The following is a 15,113-nucleotide window of genomic DNA, read 5'->3' on the forward strand; positions in this document are numbered from 1 at the left end:
TGGTCGACAAGGGTCCCGCTACAGTACCGCATTGATAAAGCTCTGCAACTCGGCGGTCCGGGGCCGGGCGAACAGCTCCTCGGCCGGGCCGCTTTCCCACACCTTGCCCTGGTGCATGAACACCACCCTGTCGCCCACGTCCCGGGCGAAGTTCATCTCGTGGGTCACCAGGATCAGGGTGATGCCCTCCGCCGCCAGTTCCTCCAGCACCTTGAGCACCTCCCCCACCAGTTCGGGGTCGAGTGCCGAGGTGATCTCGTCGCACAGCAGCACCTTGGGCGACATGGCCAGGGCGCGGGCGATGGCCACCCGCTGCTGCTGGCCGCCGGACAGGCGGTCCGGGTACTGGTCGAACTTGTCGGCCAGGCCGACCTTGCCGAGTACCTCCAGCGCCAGCTCCCGCGCTTCCTCCCTGGCCTGCTTCAGCACCAGCCGGGGTGCCAGCATCACGTTCTCCCCCACCGTCAGGTGCGGAAACAGGTTGAAGCTCTGGAACACCATGCCCACGCTGCGCGCCAGCCGGCGCACCTGCACCTCGTCGCTGGTCACCTCCTTGCCGTCGACCACGATGCCGCCCTGCTGGTAGTTCTCCAGGCCGTTGATGCAACGCAGCAGGGTGCTCTTGCCGGAGCCGCTGCGGCCGATGATGGACACCACCTCGCCCGCCTTGACCCTGAGATCGATGCCCTTGAGCACGTGCAGCTCCCCGTAGTACTTGTGAACTTGTTCGATATTAACGAGTGCCATTGAATTTTTTCTCCAGGTACTGGCTGGCCAGGGACAGCGGATAGCAGAGCGCGAAGTAGAGCAGCGCCACCAGGGCGAACACCTTGAACGGCTCGAAGGTGGCGTTGTTGAGCATGGTGCCGGCCTTGGTCAGCTCCACGAAACCGATGATTGAGGCCAGGGCGGTGCCCTTGACCACCTGCACCGAAAAGCCGACGGTCGGCGCCAGCGCCACCCGCACCGCCTGGGGCAGGATCACCCGGCTCAGGGTCTGGCCGAAACCGAGTCCCAGGCAGCGGGCGGCTTCCCACTGTCCCCTGGGCAGGGTGTCGATGCAGCCGCGCCAGATCTCGGTGAGAAAGGCGCTGGTGAACAGGGTCAGCGCCAGGGCGGCGGCGGCCCAGGCGGAGATATCCAGCCCCAGCATGGCCAGGCCGAAGAAGGCCAGGAACAGCTGCATCAGCAGCGGCGTGCCCTGGAACAGCTCCACGTAGCCGCGCACCAGCCACTGCAGCGGCCGGCGCCCGGTCAGGCGCAGGGCGGTGAGCAGCAGCCCGACCAGGGCGCCGCCGACGAAGGCGACCAGCGACAGCGCCACCGTCCAGCGTGCCGCCAGCAGCAGGTTGCGGAAAATATCCCAGTTGGTGAATTCCATCATGCCTTGGCCCTCCGGTGGCGGAACAGGCGGTTGCCCAGCAGCGCGAACAGTTGCCGCATCAGTATCGCCAGCCCCAGGTAACAGGCCGCCACCACCAGGTAGGCCTCGAAGCTGCGGAAATTGCGGGACTGGATCAGGTTGGCGGCGTAGGTCAGGTCGGCCACCGAAATCTGCGACACCACCGCCGAGCCCAGCATGACGATGATGCACTGGCTGGTCAGCGCCGGATAAATCTTCTCGAACGCCGGGATCAGTACCACCCGGAAGAAACTCTGCCGGGGGCTGAGCCCCAGCACCCGGGCCGCCTCTATCTGCCCCCTGGGGGTAGCCGCCAGGCCGGCGCGGATGATCTCGGTGCTGTAGGCACCCAGGTTGATCAGCATGGCCAGCAGGCCGGCCTCCCAGGCGCCGAGCTTGATCCCGAGGCCGGGCAGGCCGAAGAAGATGAAGAACAGCTGGACGATAAAGGGCGTGTTGCGAATAAGCTCCACATAGGCCCCCACCAGCGCCCGCAGGGGCCGGCCGCCGTAATGGCGGGCGGCGGCACAGGCGGTGCCGATGGCCACGCCTCCCAGCGTGGCATAGCAAGTCAGTTGCACCGTGACCCACAATCCCTGGAGGATCAGCTCCTGGTAGGGCCACAGCTCGCTAAAGTTCAGCATGGGTCCGTTCCTCAGCTGCCGAAGCCGGCCGGCAGCGGGGCTTTCAGCCAGGTTTGGGAAATACGCTCCAGGGTGCCGTCGGCCAGGGCCTGGGCGATCAGCACGTTGACCTTGTCGCGCAGCTCGGCTTCACCCTTTTTCAGGCCGATATAGCAGGGAGAGTCCTTCAGCATGAACTTGGCGACCGGCGCCTTGTCCGCGTGGCGTTCGGCGATCTCGGCGGCCACCAGGTTGCCGGTGGCGATCAGCTGCACCTGGCCGGACAGATAGGCGGAGATGGTGGTGTTGTTATCCTCGAAGCGCTGGAGTCTGGCCGAGGCGGGCAGCACCTTCTCCAGCTCCATGTCCTCCACCGCGCCCCGGGTCACCCCGACCACCCGACCGTCCAGATCCGCGGCCGCCGCCACCGGCAGTTCGCCGTTGCCGAACACGCCGAGGAAGAAGGGAGCGTAGGCCTCGGTGAAGTCGATGGCCCGCTCCCGCTCCTCGTTCTTGCCCAGGCTGGAGATCACCAGATCGGCCTTGCCGGTCTGCAGGTAGGGGATGCGGTTGGCGCTGGTCACCGGGATCAGCTCCAGTTTGAGGCCCATTTCCTCCGCCAGGTAGGCGGCCATGTCCACGTCGTAGCCCCTGGGCTTGAGATCCGGGCCGACCGAGCCGAAGGGCGGAAAGTCCTGGGGCACCGCCACCCGCAGCACCCCGCGTTGTTCGATGTCTGCCAACTGGCTGGCCTGGGCGGTGCTGGCCGCCGCCAGCAGGCCGAGGGCCGCCAGGCCGTGAACCATCATCTGTTTCAAGCTATGCAATTTAACGAGTTCCATTACTCACCTCTGTGGGTTCCATGTATCGGGCAAGCCTGAAACTTTCGATTCAGGCAAGACCTTAATTGCAACGATAGTGCCAAAGCTGCCGCCACCGCGACCGATGGCCATGGTGGAGAAAATAAGTGGTGGAAGATCAGTCACTAACCGGGCGGACCCGGCGGCGGGAAAGAGTACGCCTGAACGGGCTGGCGGGGCGGGCGCTGCACCCAAAAGAGGCCCCGCCACCCCTTTTGGGGCAGATGATGGGGCCGGGGAGTGTCTTGCGGCTACTCAGAGGTCGGCGAAGATTTCCTTGAGGTTGACGTCTTCGTCGTGGGCCGGCTCCAGCTGCAGCTGGGCTTCGATCTCGTTGAGATGGTCTGTCATCAGCTGCACCGCCTTGTCCACCTCATGGGCGGCGATGGCGGCCAGCAGGCCGGTGTGCTCGCTGCAGGACAGGCCGGAATGGCGGGCCTTGCCCTTGAGCGGCCCCGGCCCCTGGTAGAGGGCGATGATGAGGGAAGAACGGGGGATGATCTCGTGCAGGAAGGAGGTCAGCACCGGCTTGTTGGCCAGCTTGCCGATCAGCAGGTGGAACTCGCCGGACAGCCGGATGCGCAGGCTCTGCTGCCCCTGGGCGAAGGCCTGGTGCTCCCGCTCCACGTGTTCCTGCAGCAGCTGCTTTTCCCGCGCCGTGCACTTGCTCGCCAGTTCCCGCACCAGTTCGGCCTCGATCAGCCGGCGGGCCTGGAAGATTTCCCGCGCCTCTTCCGGCGAGGGCTCGGCCACGAAGGCGCCGCTGTTGGGCACCAGGTGGACCAGCTTGTGGTGGGACAACTGCAGCAGCAACTTGCGCACGAAGCCCCGGCTGAGGCCGAACGTTTCGCTCAGATCTTCTTCTTTCAGGCGGGTGCCCGGCAGCAGCTTGTGGGCGACGATGGCTTCCCAGATACGTTGATAGACGGTGTCCAGATCGTTGGTTTTATTCTGCATGGCGCTACCTTGAATACATGGCAGGCTCCCTGGTGAGGTGCTCTGAATCCCTGCCGTCTTGAGTCGGCCACCAGGGGTGCGATCACTCTGTTGGTGGAACGGATAACGCGCACAGATTAGCACAGGGCTGGTATTGTCAACAATAAATGTAATGTTTTGTTAAAGAAAGAAGGGCCCCGGGCTGTGCTGTTGACAAACTGGACAAATCATCCAGAGTCCTTAGAATCGGCGGCTCGCTGTACAGGAGCCCAACCATGACCCACCTCGATACCACCCAATACACGCACCAGTTGGCGGAAAAAGCCGCGCGTCTGCACAGTCAGTTTGCCGGCTTTATTCCGCCGGAGCTGGAAGTCTTCGCCTCCCAGCCGGAACATTACCGGATGCGGGCCGAATTCCGGGTGTGGCATCAGGGGGACGATCTTTACTACATCATGTTCGATCAGGCCAGCAAACAGAAATACCGGGTCGACCGGTTTCCCGCCGCCTCTACCCTTATCAACCGGGCCATGCCGCTGCTGTTGGACGCCCTGCGCCCTTCGCCGGTACTGCGCCGCAAGCTGTTCCAGGTGGATTTTCTGTCGTCGCTCAGCGGTGAGCTGGTGATCAGCCTGCTCTATCACCGCCAGTTGGAGCAAGACTGGCACCAGGCCGCCCAAGTATTGCGGGCGCAGCTGCGTGAACAGGGCATAACGGCCGACGTCATCGGCCGGGCCAAGAAGCAGAAATGGGTGGTCGAGCGTGATTACGTGGTGGAGAAACTGCAGGTCGCGGGCCGCGAGCTGGTCTACCAGCAGGTGGAAAACAGCTTTACCCAGCCCAACGGCCGCATGAACGAGCAGATGCTGGCCTGGGCGTTGGACGTCACCCGGGGCGCCGCGGGCGACCTGCTCGAGCTCTACTGCGGCAACGGCAACTTCTCTCTGGCCCTGGCGGCCAACTTCCGCCGGGTGCTGGCCACCGAGATCTCCAGTTCCTCGGTCAAGTCGGCCCAGTACAACATCGCCGCCAACGGCATAGACAACGTCACCATCTTGCGGATGTCGGCGGAGGAATTCACCCAGGCCATGCGCGGCGTGCGCGAGTTTCGCCGCCTGCAGGGCATCGATCTGCAAAGCTACCACTGCAACACCATACTGGTGGATCCGCCCCGGGCCGGGCTGGACGACGATACGGTGCGCCTGGTGCAGGAATACGACCATATCCTCTATATCTCCTGCAACCCGGACACCCTGCAGCAAAACCTGGATATCCTGGCCAAGACCCACCACATCAGCCGCTTCGCCCTGTTCGACCAGTTCCCCTATACCCACCATATGGAAGCCGGGGTTTACCTGACCCGCAAGCCATAACGCAAAAAGGGGAGCCGAGGCTCCCCTTGCTGTTACCGAGCGCGCGCTCAGTCCAGCATATAGTTTTCCGGCAGCGCGATGCCGGCCACACCGGACTCGACCGCCGCTACCGCCACGGCACGGGCCACGCGGGGCAGCAGACGCGGATCCATCGGCTTGGGGATCACATAGTGCTTGCCGAATTCCAGCGCCTCGACACCGGCAGCCACCAGCACTTCCTGGGGCACCGGCTCCTTGGCCAGGCTGCGGATGGCTTCCACGGCCGCCACTTTCATCGCGTCGTTGATGCGGGACGCACGTACGTCCAGGGCACCGCGGAAGATGAAGGGGAAGCACAGCACGTTGTTGACCTGGTTGGGATAGTCGGAGCGACCGGTTCCCATCACCAGATCCTGGCGCACGGAATGAGCCAGCTCGGGCTTGATTTCCGGATCCGGGTTGGAGCAGGCGAAGATCACCGGGTTTTCCGCCATCATGGCCACGGCTTCCGCCGGCAGCACGTCCGGACCGGACACGCCCACGAAGACGTCGGCGTCGGTGATCACGTCTTCCAGGGTACGTTTGTCGGTGTTGTTGGCAAACAGTTCCTTGTACTCGTTCAGATCGTCGCGGCGAGTGTGGATCACGCCCTTGCGGTCCAGCATGTAGATGTTTTCGCGCTGGGCACCGCACTTGATCAGCAGTTCCATACAAGCCACGGCGGCGGCACCGGCGCCCATGCACACGATGCGGGAGTCGGCGATGTCCTTGCCCTGGATTTCCAGCGCATTGAGCATGCCGGCGGCGGTGACGATGGCGGTGCCGTGCTGGTCGTCGTGGAACACCGGCACGTTACAACGCTCGATCAGTGCCTTTTCGATCTCGAAGCACTCGGGTGCCTTGATGTCTTCCAGGTTGATGCCGCCAAAGGTATCGGCAATGGCCGCCACTGTCTGGATGAATTCTTCGGTAGTACGGTGCTTCACCTCGATATCGATGGAGTCGAGGTTGGCGAAACGTTTGAACAACAGCGCCTTGCCTTCCATCACCGGCTTGGAAGCCAGCGGCCCCAGGTTACCCAGACCGAGGATGGCGGTACCGTTACTGATCACCGCCACCAGGTTGCCCTTGGCAGTATATTTGTAGGCGTTTTCGGGATCGGCGGCAATTTCACGCACCGGCTCGGCCACGCCCGGGCTGTAGGCGAGGGCGAGATCCTTGGCGGTTTCTGCCGGTTTACTGATTTCGACGGAGATCTTGCCTGGCTTGGGGAAGGCATGATAGTCGAGCGCTTGTTGACGAAAGTCGGTCATTCTGCGAATATCCTGATGCGATTGTTGACACTTGTGCTTGTTAACTGTGAACAAGTTTATCACAATTTTCATACAATGTGATAGTAATCAACTTATTCAACATTGCCCAGCACAATCAATAACTTTATCCTGGTAAAACTGCCAGGAATGATTTAGCCAAAGTTGCCAGCCTTTTTCTGCGGCTCGAACCCATCCCCGCACAAACAGCCGATCGCCCGGCTTGAAAGCCATCAGCCTGGTGCGCGCTGCGGACGACAGTGGCCTGCCCGCCGTGACCCTGAGGTTCCCTTCAAGCAGGAGTTCAGCTCTGCCTGTACCCGAATATCCCCGGACCACCGACGTGGAAAACATCTGCCATCCGCTCACGGACGGCTCTGCCGCAAGCGGTACAGACCAGATGCCCACGCGAGCCCGCCGGGCTTGCTGCTCCGCCGCCAGCCAGCAGGGCCAGTATTCATCATTGGGTGGGAGCAGCATCAACTGACCCAGCCCCTGGGCCAACATCTGTGTCACCAGCAGCTCACCCTCGGACGTGAGTGGGTGGGCCAGCCAGCGGCCATAATCATCACGTCTTTTCACCCCAAAAACCAGTTTCAAATGACTCTGTTTCACAATTTTATTTACAAGCCAGCGCCGCGCCGTTTCGGCACCGGCCTCTGCCGGCTGTTCATTGTGTTTATTGAACTCTGGAGTATCTATGCCTATAAAGCGGATAACCCTGCCATCCTGCAAAATAACAGTATCACCATCCACCACGTGCCGAATGTTTGCCTTTTCCTCTGCCTGCAGTCGGGGGCATTCTGCCGCCGCGCCCCAGGACCATAACAGCAGCGCAATAACATACTTCCACCCGTTCATGGCCACGTCCTCGCCGGCATATGGCTATAACCATGGGAAGGAAAGCCGTGCGGCGCAAGAATGGCGGCAAACAAAAAGGCGCCCTGAGGCGCCTTTGTCGCGAAAGTATCGCTTATTTTTTGCTGGCCAGCGCGCCGAAACGCTTGTTGAAACGATCAACACGGCCGCCGGTGTCAACGATTTTCTGCTTGCCGGTGTAGAAGGGGTGGCAAGCGGAGCAAACGTCCAGGTTCAGATCATGGCCCAGGGTGGAACGGGTCTTGATCTCGTTACCGCAAGAACATTTGGCAGTAATTTCTTTGTATTCCGGATGGATACCTTGTTTCATGGACAACCTCTGTCTGTAGGCCGTGTCGCTATCTGATCCTGAGCCAGACACCACACGAGTGATACACGTTTTGTGAAGGGTGCGAATAATATAGGATCGCTTTTTTGCAGGCAAGGGTAAACGGGGGAAAAATCACCAATGTCGGTACCGGCACAGCACGGTTTGCTCAGGGTTGTTTTACCCGTTCCGTTACGGCGGGAATTCGATTATCTCTGTCCCCTGCCCTTGCCCGCCAAAGGGTGCCGAGTAACGGTGCCGTTCGGCAACCGCACCCTGGTGGCGCTGGTGCTGGCCCACCCCGAACACTCGGATGTTCCCCCCGCCAGGCTCAAAACCGTCACCGCGGTGCTGGACCGGCGCCCGATCCTCGCCGAAGCCGAACTGCACCTGCTGGCATGGGCCGCCCGCTATTATCTGCATGCGCCCGGGGAAGTGTACTTCCAGGCCTTGCCGACGCTGCTGCGCAAGGGAGAGGCCGCCTGCTACCGCAGCATGGACTACTGGCACCTGCTCGACCCGAACACCGAGGCCCCGGCCCAGGCCATCAAGCAACGGCAGGCCCTGCTGCTGTTGCGGCAAGGCCCCCTGACCGCCGGCGAGCTGGACGCCAGAGGCATCAGCGGCGCCGTCCTGCAGGCGATGGCCAGAAAACAGCTGATCGAGAAAAAAGAGCAGTTGCCCGACCACATCGACTGGCGTGCCCTGATGGGAATTGCCCAGGAGGACAAACCCCGGCTCGGAACCGAGCAGGCCCTGGCGGTCAGCCTGCTCCATCGGGCCGCAGGCTTCAGTCCCTTTTTACTGGAGGGGATCACCGGCTCCGGCAAAACCGAGGTCTACCTGCAGGCCATGGAGCCGGTGTTGCAAGCCGGCAACCAGGTGCTGGTACTGGTTCCGGAGATCGGCCTGACGCCGCAGACCATAGCGCGTTTTCAGCGTCGGTTCCGGGTGCCGGTCAGTACCCTGCACTCCGGCATGAGCGAACGGGAGCGGCTGGATGCCTGGCTGGCCTGCCGGGACGGCAGCACCGCCGTCGTCATCGGCACCCGCTCCGCCCTGCTGACCCCGTTTCAGCGGCTGGGGCTGATCATTATCGACGAAGAACACGACACCTCGTTCAAACAGCAGGACGGCTTTCGTTATCACGCCCGGGACATGGCGTTACTGCGGGCTCAACAGCTGAACATTCCCATTATCCTGGGTTCGGCCACCCCCAGTTTCGAAAGCCTGCACAACGCCGCCGCCGGCAAATACCGGCTGCTGACCCTGAGCCAGCGCCCCGGCACCGCCACCGTCGCCCGGCACCAGCTGCTGGACAGCAAGCATGTGCAGTTGCACGCGGGTCTGTCACCACAACTGATACAGCTGATGACCCAGGAGCTGGCCGATGGTAATCAGGTGATGCTGTTTCTGAACCGCCGGGGCTATGCGCCGGCGTTGCTCTGCCACGACTGCGGCTGGCTGGCCGACTGCGAACGCTGTGACGCCCACTACACCTGGCACAAGCACAGGGGCCGCCTGCATTGCCACCACTGCGATCACCAGCGCCCGGTCCCCCCCCGGTGTCCGCATTGCGGCAGTGACCAGCTGCTGGGGACCGGCCTCGGCACCGAGCAGGTCGAGCAGGCCCTGGCCGGCCTCTTTCCCCAGTACGCCACCATCCGCATCGATCGGGACAATACCCGCCGCAAGGGCAGCTTTCAGCAACACCTGGAGGGGATCCGGGCCGGCAAATACCAGATCCTGATCGGTACCCAGATGCTGGCCAAGGGGCATCACTTCCCCGACGTCACCCTGGTGGCCATGCTGGATGTGGACGGTGCGCTCTTTGCCAGCGATTTCCGTGCCACCGAGCGCTTTGCCCAGCTCTATATCCAGGTGGCGGGCCGGGCCGGACGAGCCAGCAAGCCGGGACGGGTGGTGCTGCAGACCCATCACCCGGACCATGCCCTGCTCCAGGATCTGGCCAATCAGGGATACCGGCATTTTGCCCGGGGCGCGCTGCAAGAGCGACAGGCGGCACTTTTGCCGCCCTTCAGCTTTCAGGCCTTGTTCCGGGTACAGGCCACCAAAGCCCACTATTGCCAGGACTTCCTGCAGCAACTGGCCGGACAGCTGTCCCCCGGCCTGCCGCCGGCAGTGCTCTGCATCGGGCCCATGAGTGCGCAGATGGAACGCAAGGCCGGCCAGTATCGCTACCAGCTGTTGTTGCAGGCATCCAGCCGGCGCGAGCTGGCCAGCACCTGCCGGCAGGCCCTGGCCCTGATCGAGTCGTTACCCGCCGCCCGCAAGGTCCGCTGGTCGCTGGATATCGATCCGGTCGAGATATGGTGAGGCTCAATGGCGGCTGCCCGCCTGGGACTCCGGTTTGAGCATCGACATCAGAAAAGCCAGGGCCCGGCGGCAACTGTCTTCCGCCATCAGCAACTGGGCCATCTGGCTTTGTATCGGCAGTACTTCCAGCCAGCGCTGGGTAACCCAGGCCGCATCCCGCCAGCGGGGGGCCGGATGCAGCTCGGCCAGCTCCGGGTATTCCTCGAACACCTCCTGCAACTTGTCGGACAATACCTGCTCGAAGGGCGACAAGCTGCAGGGCTGCCAGTTATCGAGCAGTTCGACCTCGGCCCGCAGCAGGCCATCCCGCTCCCGCTCGAGGTGGCGGATACAAAAGCGTTCCGATGCCTCGACGGTAATGCCCAGCAGGCCATCTTCCAGGGTATAGAAATCGACAATAGCGACCCGCGTACCCAGCATGAACAAGTCGCTGCTGCCGTCCTCATCGAGCTCGTCCAGCATGCCGATGCCAAACCCCGAGCCGCTGCGGCTCGCTTCGCTGACCATCCTGATATACCTGGGTTCGAAGATGCGCAAGGGCAACTTGCCACCGGGCATAAGGTGAAGGGTCAGCGGTAAAAGCGCCAGTTTCATATCCCCTCCTCCCCCCTTAATAAGTAGTCATAAAGACCCGTATTTGCCGCCCCGACTTTCAATCGGAGCCCGCGTCGGTACCCTGGCGGTAGTTTTCTGCGACCGTTATGAGTAGAATTTCTCCCCCCAGGTTTCTTCCGACCTTGTCTTAATTTTGGTGAACTGATAATGAAAGAACATATTCAAGCACTGCTTGAGCAGACGGTCTCAACCCTGAAACAACAAGGTAAGCTCCCCGCCGAGCTGGAGCCCCGCATCCAGGTAGACCGAACCAAAGACAAGGCTCACGGAGATCTCGCCACCAACCTGGCCCTGCTGCTGGCCAAACCCGCCGGGCAGAATCCCCGCGTCCTGGCGCAGCTGCTGGTGGACAACCTGCCCGCCTCCGAACTGGTGGCCAAAACCGAGCTGGCCGGCCCGGGCTTTATCAACTTCTTCCTCGACAACGGCTGGCTGGCCCGCCAGATCGACGCCATGGTGGCCGACACACGTGCCAACGTGCCGGTGGCGGAACAACGCCAGACGGTGGTGGTGGACTACTCGGCTCCCAACGTGGCCAAGGAGATGCACGTAGGCCACCTGCGTTCCACCATCATCGGTGACGCCGTGGTCCGCACCCTGGAGTTTCTCGGCCATAAGGTGATCCGTGCCAACCACATCGGCGACTGGGGCACCCAGTTCGGCATGCTGATCGCCCACCTGGAAGAACTGGAGAAGCAAAATCCGGATGTACTGTCTTCCGGCCTGTCCGATCTGGAACAGTTCTACCGGGAATCCAAGCAGCAGTATGATGCGGATGCCGACTTCGCCGAACGGGCCCGGGGCTACGTGGTCAAACTGCAGGGCGGTGACGCCTACTGCCTGCAGATGTGGCAGAAACTGGTGGACATCACCCTGCAACACAACCAGCAGGTCTACGACCGGCTCAAGGTCTCCCTGACCCCGGCAGACGTGATGGGCGAAAGCATGTACAACCCCATGCTGGCGGACATCGTCGCCGATCTGCAGCAAAAAGGCCTGGCGGTGGAAGACGACGGCGCCATCGTCGTGTACCTGGACGAGTACAAAAACAAGGACGGCGACCCCATGGGGGTCATCATCCGCAAGAAGGACGGCGGCTACCTCTATACCACCACCGATATCGCCTGCGCCAAATACCGTTACGAGCGGCTGGGCGCCGACCGGGTGCTCTATTTCATCGACTCCCGTCAGCACCAGCACCTGATGCAGGCCTGGTCCATAGTGCGCAAGGCCGGCTACCTGCCCGATGCGGTCAGCCTGGAACACCATGCCTTCGGCATGATGCTGGGCAAGGACGGCCGCCCGTTCAAGACCCGCTCCGGCGGTACCATCAAGCTGGTCGACCTGCTCAACGAAGCAGAAGAACGCGCCGCCGCCCTGCTGGAGCAGAAGCAGACCGAACTCAGCGCCGAAGACAAGGCCCTGGTGGTCAACCGGGTGGCCATGGGGGCGGTGAAGTATGCGGACCTGTCCAAGAGCCGCACCACCGACTACATCTTCGACTGGGACAATATGCTGTCTTTCGAAGGCAATACCGCCCCCTACCTGCAATACGCCTACACCCGCGTGCAGTCGATCTTCCGCAAGGCCGGCGTCACCCCCGAGCAGCTGGACGGCACCATCAGCCTCCAGGCTCCCGCCGAAGAAGCCCTGGCCCAGAAACTGGTGCAATTCAACGACACCGTTAAATCGGTGGCTGACAAAGGCATGCCACACCTGCTGTGTCTGTACCTGTATGAACTGTCCGGCGCCTTTATGAGCTTCTACGAAGCCTGCCCGATCAACAAGGAGGGCGTCACCGCCGAAGCCCGCGTCAGCCGCCTGCGCCTCTGCGCCGCCACCGCCAAGGTGCTGGAACAGGGCCTGTCTCTGCTCGGCATCGACACCATGGAACGGATGTAAACCATGGCCAGGGATTACGTCGGGCGCAGCAAGCCCAAAGGCAACAGCCGCTCTACCCGATCCGGCAGTCGCAGCCGCGCCCCCGAGCGGAGAACTCCCTGGCTGGCCATCATACTGGTACTGATGCTGGCGACCAGCCTCGGCTACCTGATCTATCTGGTCAAGGGCTCGGCCGAGGCCCGCACCACCCCGGCGTCCTCCAAGGCCGCGCATGCGACGACCCCGCCAGCGGCGCCGGTCAATCCCATCGATCAGCGTCCGGTGGAAAAATGGCGCTATATCGAGCAGTTGGAAAACAAGGAAATCGTGGTGGACGTGCCCAAGGTGGAGGAGTCCAGCCAGCGTCATCTGATGCAGTGCGGCTCCTTCCGTTCCGCCGAACAGGCCGAGCAGCTCAAGGCACATATCGCCTTCCAGGGCCTGGTGGCCCAGGTGCGCCGCTCCGAGGGCAGCAACGGCATCTGGTACCGGGTGATCCTCGGCCCCTATGAGCGCAAGCGCCAGGCCGAGCAGGACAAGCACAAGCTGATGCGGGCCAAGGTCAACCACTGCGCTATCTGGTTATGGGAGGGTTGAACTCTCCCCTTGCCGTCCCCATTTCTGTGATCATGACATTTCTGCCAGTCCGGCTGGCTACACAGTCCAGTGAGGTTCACAGTGACAACAATCGTTTCAGTTCGCCGTAACGGCAAGGTGGTCATCGGCGGTGATGGCCAGGTGTCCTTGGGCAACACCGTGATGAAAGGCAATGCCCGCAAGGTACACCGCCTGTTTAACGGCAAGGTACTGGCCGGCTTTGCCGGTGGCACCGCCGATGCCTTTACCCTGCTGGAACGCTTTGAAGCCAAGCTGCAGGCCCATCAGGGTAACCTCGAGCGGGCCGCCGTGGCCCTGGCGAAAGACTGGCGCACCGATCGCACGCTGCGCCGGCTCGAAGCCCTGCTGGCGGTGGCCGACGACAAACACTCCTTTATCATCACCGGCAACGGCGACGTGGTACAACCGGAACAGGATCTGATCGCCATCGGGTCCGGCGGAGCCTTCGCCCAGTCCGCCGCCCGCGCCCTGCTGGAGAATACCGAGCTGGAAGCCCGCGACATCGTCGAGAAGGCGCTCACCATCGCCGGCGACATCTGCGTCTATACCAATGGCAACCAGACCATCGAAGAGCTCGACTACAGTCGTTGATTCGGCCCCGGGCAGGTCCGCGACCCCGCCCGTATTACAGGATTTGATTATGTCTGAAATGACCCCAAGAGAAATCGTCCACGAGCTGGACCGTCATATCGTCGGCCAGTCCGAGGCCAAGCGCGCCGTGGCCATCGCCCTGCGCAACCGCTGGCGGCGGATGCAGCTCAACCCCGAGCTGCGCCAGGAAGTCACGCCCAAGAACATCCTGATGATAGGCCCGACCGGGGTGGGCAAGACCGAAATCGCCCGCCGCCTGGCCAAGCTGGCCAACGCGCCCTTTATCAAGGTGGAAGCAACCAAATTCACCGAAGTGGGTTATGTTGGCAAAGAAGTCGACACCATCATCCGTGATCTGACCGACATCGCCATGAAGATGACCCGCGAGCAGCAGATGGAAAAATTCCGTCACCGGGCCGAAGAAGCGGCGGAAGAGCGTATCCTCGATGCCCTGCTGCCCAACCCGCGCAATACCTGGGGCGAAGAGGAAAAGGCCGACAACAGCAACAGCCGCCAGATCTTCCGCAAGAAACTGCGGGAAGGCCGGCTCGACGACAAGGAAATTGAAATCAACGTCTCAGCGCCGCAGATGGGGGTCGAGATCATGGCGCCTCCCGGCATGGAAGAGATGACCAACCAGCTGCAGAGCATGTTCCAGAATTTGTCCGGCAATACCAGCAAGCAGCGCAAAATGAAAATCAAGGATGCGCTAAAACTGCTGGTGGAAGAAGAAGCCGCCAAGCTGCTGAACCCGGAAGAGCTGAAGGAGCAGGCCATCGCCGCGGTGGAAAACCAGGGTATCGTCTTTATCGATGAAATCGACAAGATCTGCAAACGCGGCGAAAGCTCAGGTCCGGATGTGTCCCGGGAAGGGGTGCAGCGGGATCTGCTGCCGCTGGTGGAAGGCTGTACCGTCAACACCAAGCACGGCATGGTGCGCACCGATCATATGCTGTTCGTTGCCTCCGGCGCCTTCCAGGTGGCCAGACCCTCGGATCTGATCCCCGAGTTGCAGGGGCGCCTGCCGATCCGGGTGGAGCTGAACTCGCTGACCACCGATGATTTCGAGCGTATCCTCACCGAGCCCAGCGCCTCGCTCACCGAGCAGTACAAGGCATTGCTGGCCACCGAAAACGTCACCGTCGAGTTCACCAAGGAAGGTATTCGCCGGCTGGCGGAAGCCGCCTGGCGGGTCAACGAAACCACCGAGAACATCGGGGCCCGCCGCCTGCATACCGTGATGGAGCGGTTGCTGGACGAGCTGTCCTTTGAGGCGTCCGACAAATCCGGAGAGACCTTCGTGATCGACGAGACCTATGTGGATCGCTACCTTAAAAATCTGGTCGAAGACGAAGATCTGAGCCGTTTTATCCTCTGATCCCGCCAATAACGGGAGCGGTCA

Annotated in this window: 15 protein-coding genes; 6 read left to right on the forward strand and 9 right to left on the reverse strand. The window is 62.1% G+C overall.

Annotated features, from left to right (window positions below):
- Window positions 1-18: 18 nt before the first annotated feature.
- The 5 genes from JKV55_RS01870 to JKV55_RS01890 all read right to left on the reverse strand — a co-directional run bounded on the left by JKV55_RS01870 (window position 19) and on the right by JKV55_RS01890 (window position 3,842).
- A complete protein-coding gene (locus JKV55_RS01870; protein ID WP_202082054.1) occupies window positions 19-747 on the reverse strand; it encodes an amino acid ABC transporter ATP-binding protein in 729 nt (242 codons plus the stop codon).
- Window positions 734-1,384, reverse strand: coding sequence for an amino acid ABC transporter permease (locus tag JKV55_RS01875; RefSeq protein ID WP_202082055.1), 651 nt, complete (start codon window positions 1,382-1,384; stop codon window positions 734-736). Before JKV55_RS01875 ends, JKV55_RS01870 begins: the two co-directional genes overlap by 14 nt.
- Window positions 1,381-2,046 (reverse strand): amino acid ABC transporter permease, encoded by a 666-nt coding sequence (locus JKV55_RS01880; protein ID WP_202082056.1) that lies wholly within the window; start codon window positions 2,044-2,046, stop codon window positions 1,381-1,383. Before JKV55_RS01880 ends, JKV55_RS01875 begins: the two co-directional genes overlap by 4 nt.
- A gap of 11 nt (window positions 2,047-2,057) precedes the next feature.
- Window positions 2,058-2,867, reverse strand: a complete 810-nt coding sequence (locus tag JKV55_RS01885; protein WP_237332608.1) for a transporter substrate-binding domain-containing protein — start codon at window positions 2,865-2,867, stop codon at window positions 2,058-2,060.
- Between the two features lie 273 nt (window positions 2,868-3,140).
- Window positions 3,141-3,842 (reverse strand): GntR family transcriptional regulator, encoded by a 702-nt coding sequence (locus JKV55_RS01890; protein WP_202082057.1) that lies wholly within the window; start codon window positions 3,840-3,842, stop codon window positions 3,141-3,143.
- Between the two features lie 254 nt (window positions 3,843-4,096).
- On the opposite strand from JKV55_RS01890, the gene trmA reads away from it, so the two are divergent.
- Window positions 4,097-5,194 carry a tRNA (uridine(54)-C5)-methyltransferase TrmA gene (gene trmA / locus JKV55_RS01895; RefSeq protein ID WP_202082058.1) on the forward strand — a complete coding sequence of 366 codons (1,098 nt, stop codon included), beginning with the start codon at window positions 4,097-4,099 and terminating at the stop codon, window positions 5,192-5,194.
- Window positions 5,195-5,241: 47 nt separating this feature from the next.
- On the opposite strand, the gene JKV55_RS01900 is transcribed toward trmA, so the two are convergent.
- The 3 genes from JKV55_RS01900 to rpmE form a co-directional block, all read right to left on the reverse strand.
- Complete coding sequence (locus JKV55_RS01900) at window positions 5,242-6,486, reverse strand: malic enzyme-like NAD(P)-binding protein (RefSeq protein WP_202082059.1); 1,245 nt, start codon at window positions 6,484-6,486, stop codon at window positions 5,242-5,244.
- A gap of 96 nt (window positions 6,487-6,582) precedes the next feature.
- Window positions 6,583-7,344 carry a thermonuclease family protein gene (locus JKV55_RS01905; protein WP_202082060.1) on the reverse strand — a complete coding sequence of 254 codons (762 nt, stop codon included), beginning with the start codon at window positions 7,342-7,344 and terminating at the stop codon, window positions 6,583-6,585.
- 112 nt (window positions 7,345-7,456) lie between these two features.
- The gene (gene rpmE, locus JKV55_RS01910; RefSeq protein WP_202082061.1) at window positions 7,457-7,672 is read right to left on the reverse strand and encodes a 50S ribosomal protein L31; all 216 of its coding nucleotides are present in this window, start codon (window positions 7,670-7,672) and stop codon (window positions 7,457-7,459) included.
- 138 nt (window positions 7,673-7,810) lie between these two features.
- On the opposite strand from rpmE, the gene priA reads away from it, so the two are divergent.
- On the forward strand, window positions 7,811-10,006 hold the full coding sequence (gene priA, locus JKV55_RS01915; RefSeq protein ID WP_202082062.1) for a primosomal protein N': 2,196 nt from the start codon (window positions 7,811-7,813) through the stop codon (window positions 10,004-10,006).
- Between the two features lie 3 nt (window positions 10,007-10,009).
- Here the strand turns inward: priA and JKV55_RS01920 are convergent, their stop codons facing one another.
- Window positions 10,010-10,600, reverse strand: a complete 591-nt coding sequence (locus JKV55_RS01920) for an LON peptidase substrate-binding domain-containing protein (protein WP_202082063.1) — start codon at window positions 10,598-10,600, stop codon at window positions 10,010-10,012.
- Window positions 10,601-10,768: 168 nt separating this feature from the next.
- Between JKV55_RS01920 and argS the strand changes: the two genes are divergently transcribed.
- From argS to hslU, 4 genes are all read left to right on the forward strand, one after another.
- Window positions 10,769-12,523: an arginine--tRNA ligase gene (argS, locus tag JKV55_RS01925; protein ID WP_202082064.1), complete on the forward strand. Its 1,755-nt coding sequence runs from the start codon at window positions 10,769-10,771 to the stop codon at window positions 12,521-12,523.
- A 3-nt stretch (window positions 12,524-12,526) separates the two neighbouring features.
- Window positions 12,527-13,099 carry an SPOR domain-containing protein gene (locus JKV55_RS01930; protein ID WP_202082065.1) on the forward strand — a complete coding sequence of 191 codons (573 nt, stop codon included), beginning with the start codon at window positions 12,527-12,529 and terminating at the stop codon, window positions 13,097-13,099.
- A gap of 81 nt (window positions 13,100-13,180) precedes the next feature.
- On the forward strand, window positions 13,181-13,711 hold the full coding sequence (gene hslV, locus JKV55_RS01935) for an ATP-dependent protease subunit HslV (RefSeq protein ID WP_202082066.1): 531 nt from the start codon (window positions 13,181-13,183) through the stop codon (window positions 13,709-13,711).
- A 49-nt stretch (window positions 13,712-13,760) separates the two neighbouring features.
- A complete protein-coding gene (hslU, locus tag JKV55_RS01940) occupies window positions 13,761-15,089 on the forward strand; it encodes an ATP-dependent protease ATPase subunit HslU (protein ID WP_202082067.1) in 1,329 nt (442 codons plus the stop codon).
- The last annotated feature ends 24 nt before the right edge of the window (window positions 15,090-15,113 follow it).

The sequence above is a fragment of the Zobellella iuensis genome (assembly GCF_016746085.1).
In the GTDB taxonomy this organism is placed as follows: domain Bacteria; phylum Pseudomonadota; class Gammaproteobacteria; order Enterobacterales; family Aeromonadaceae; genus Oceanimonas; species Oceanimonas iuensis.

What these genes read in the sequence shown, in the direction of transcription:
- JKV55_RS01900 (WP_202082059.1), bottom strand. Translation starts at nt 6,486, where the DNA reads ATGACCGACTTTCGTCAACAAGCGCTCGACTATCATGCCTTCCCCAAG.
- JKV55_RS01930 (WP_202082065.1), top strand. Translation starts at nt 12,527, where the DNA reads ATGGCCAGGGATTACGTCGGGCGCAGCAAGCCCAAAGGCAACAGCCGC.
- priA (WP_202082062.1), top strand. Translation starts at nt 7,811, where the DNA reads ATGTCGGTACCGGCACAGCACGGTTTGCTCAGGGTTGTTTTACCCGTT.
- JKV55_RS01885 (WP_237332608.1), bottom strand. Translation starts at nt 2,867, where the DNA reads ATGGAACTCGTTAAATTGCATAGCTTGAAACAGATGATGGTTCACGGC.
- JKV55_RS01875 (WP_202082055.1), bottom strand. Translation starts at nt 1,384, where the DNA reads ATGATGGAATTCACCAACTGGGATATTTTCCGCAACCTGCTGCTGGCG.
- JKV55_RS01920 (WP_202082063.1), bottom strand. Translation starts at nt 10,600, where the DNA reads ATGAAACTGGCGCTTTTACCGCTGACCCTTCACCTTATGCCCGGTGGC.
- trmA (WP_202082058.1), top strand. Translation starts at nt 4,097, where the DNA reads ATGACCCACCTCGATACCACCCAATACACGCACCAGTTGGCGGAAAAA.
- JKV55_RS01890 (WP_202082057.1), bottom strand. Translation starts at nt 3,842, where the DNA reads ATGCAGAATAAAACCAACGATCTGGACACCGTCTATCAACGTATCTGG.
- argS (WP_202082064.1), top strand. Translation starts at nt 10,769, where the DNA reads ATGAAAGAACATATTCAAGCACTGCTTGAGCAGACGGTCTCAACCCTG.
- rpmE (WP_202082061.1), bottom strand. Translation starts at nt 7,672, where the DNA reads ATGAAACAAGGTATCCATCCGGAATACAAAGAAATTACTGCCAAATGT.
- JKV55_RS01870 (WP_202082054.1), bottom strand. Translation starts at nt 747, where the DNA reads ATGGCACTCGTTAATATCGAACAAGTTCACAAGTACTACGGGGAGCTG.
- JKV55_RS01905 (WP_202082060.1), bottom strand. Translation starts at nt 7,344, where the DNA reads ATGAACGGGTGGAAGTATGTTATTGCGCTGCTGTTATGGTCCTGGGGC.
- JKV55_RS01880 (WP_202082056.1), bottom strand. Translation starts at nt 2,046, where the DNA reads ATGCTGAACTTTAGCGAGCTGTGGCCCTACCAGGAGCTGATCCTCCAG.
- hslU (WP_202082067.1), top strand. Translation starts at nt 13,761, where the DNA reads ATGTCTGAAATGACCCCAAGAGAAATCGTCCACGAGCTGGACCGTCAT.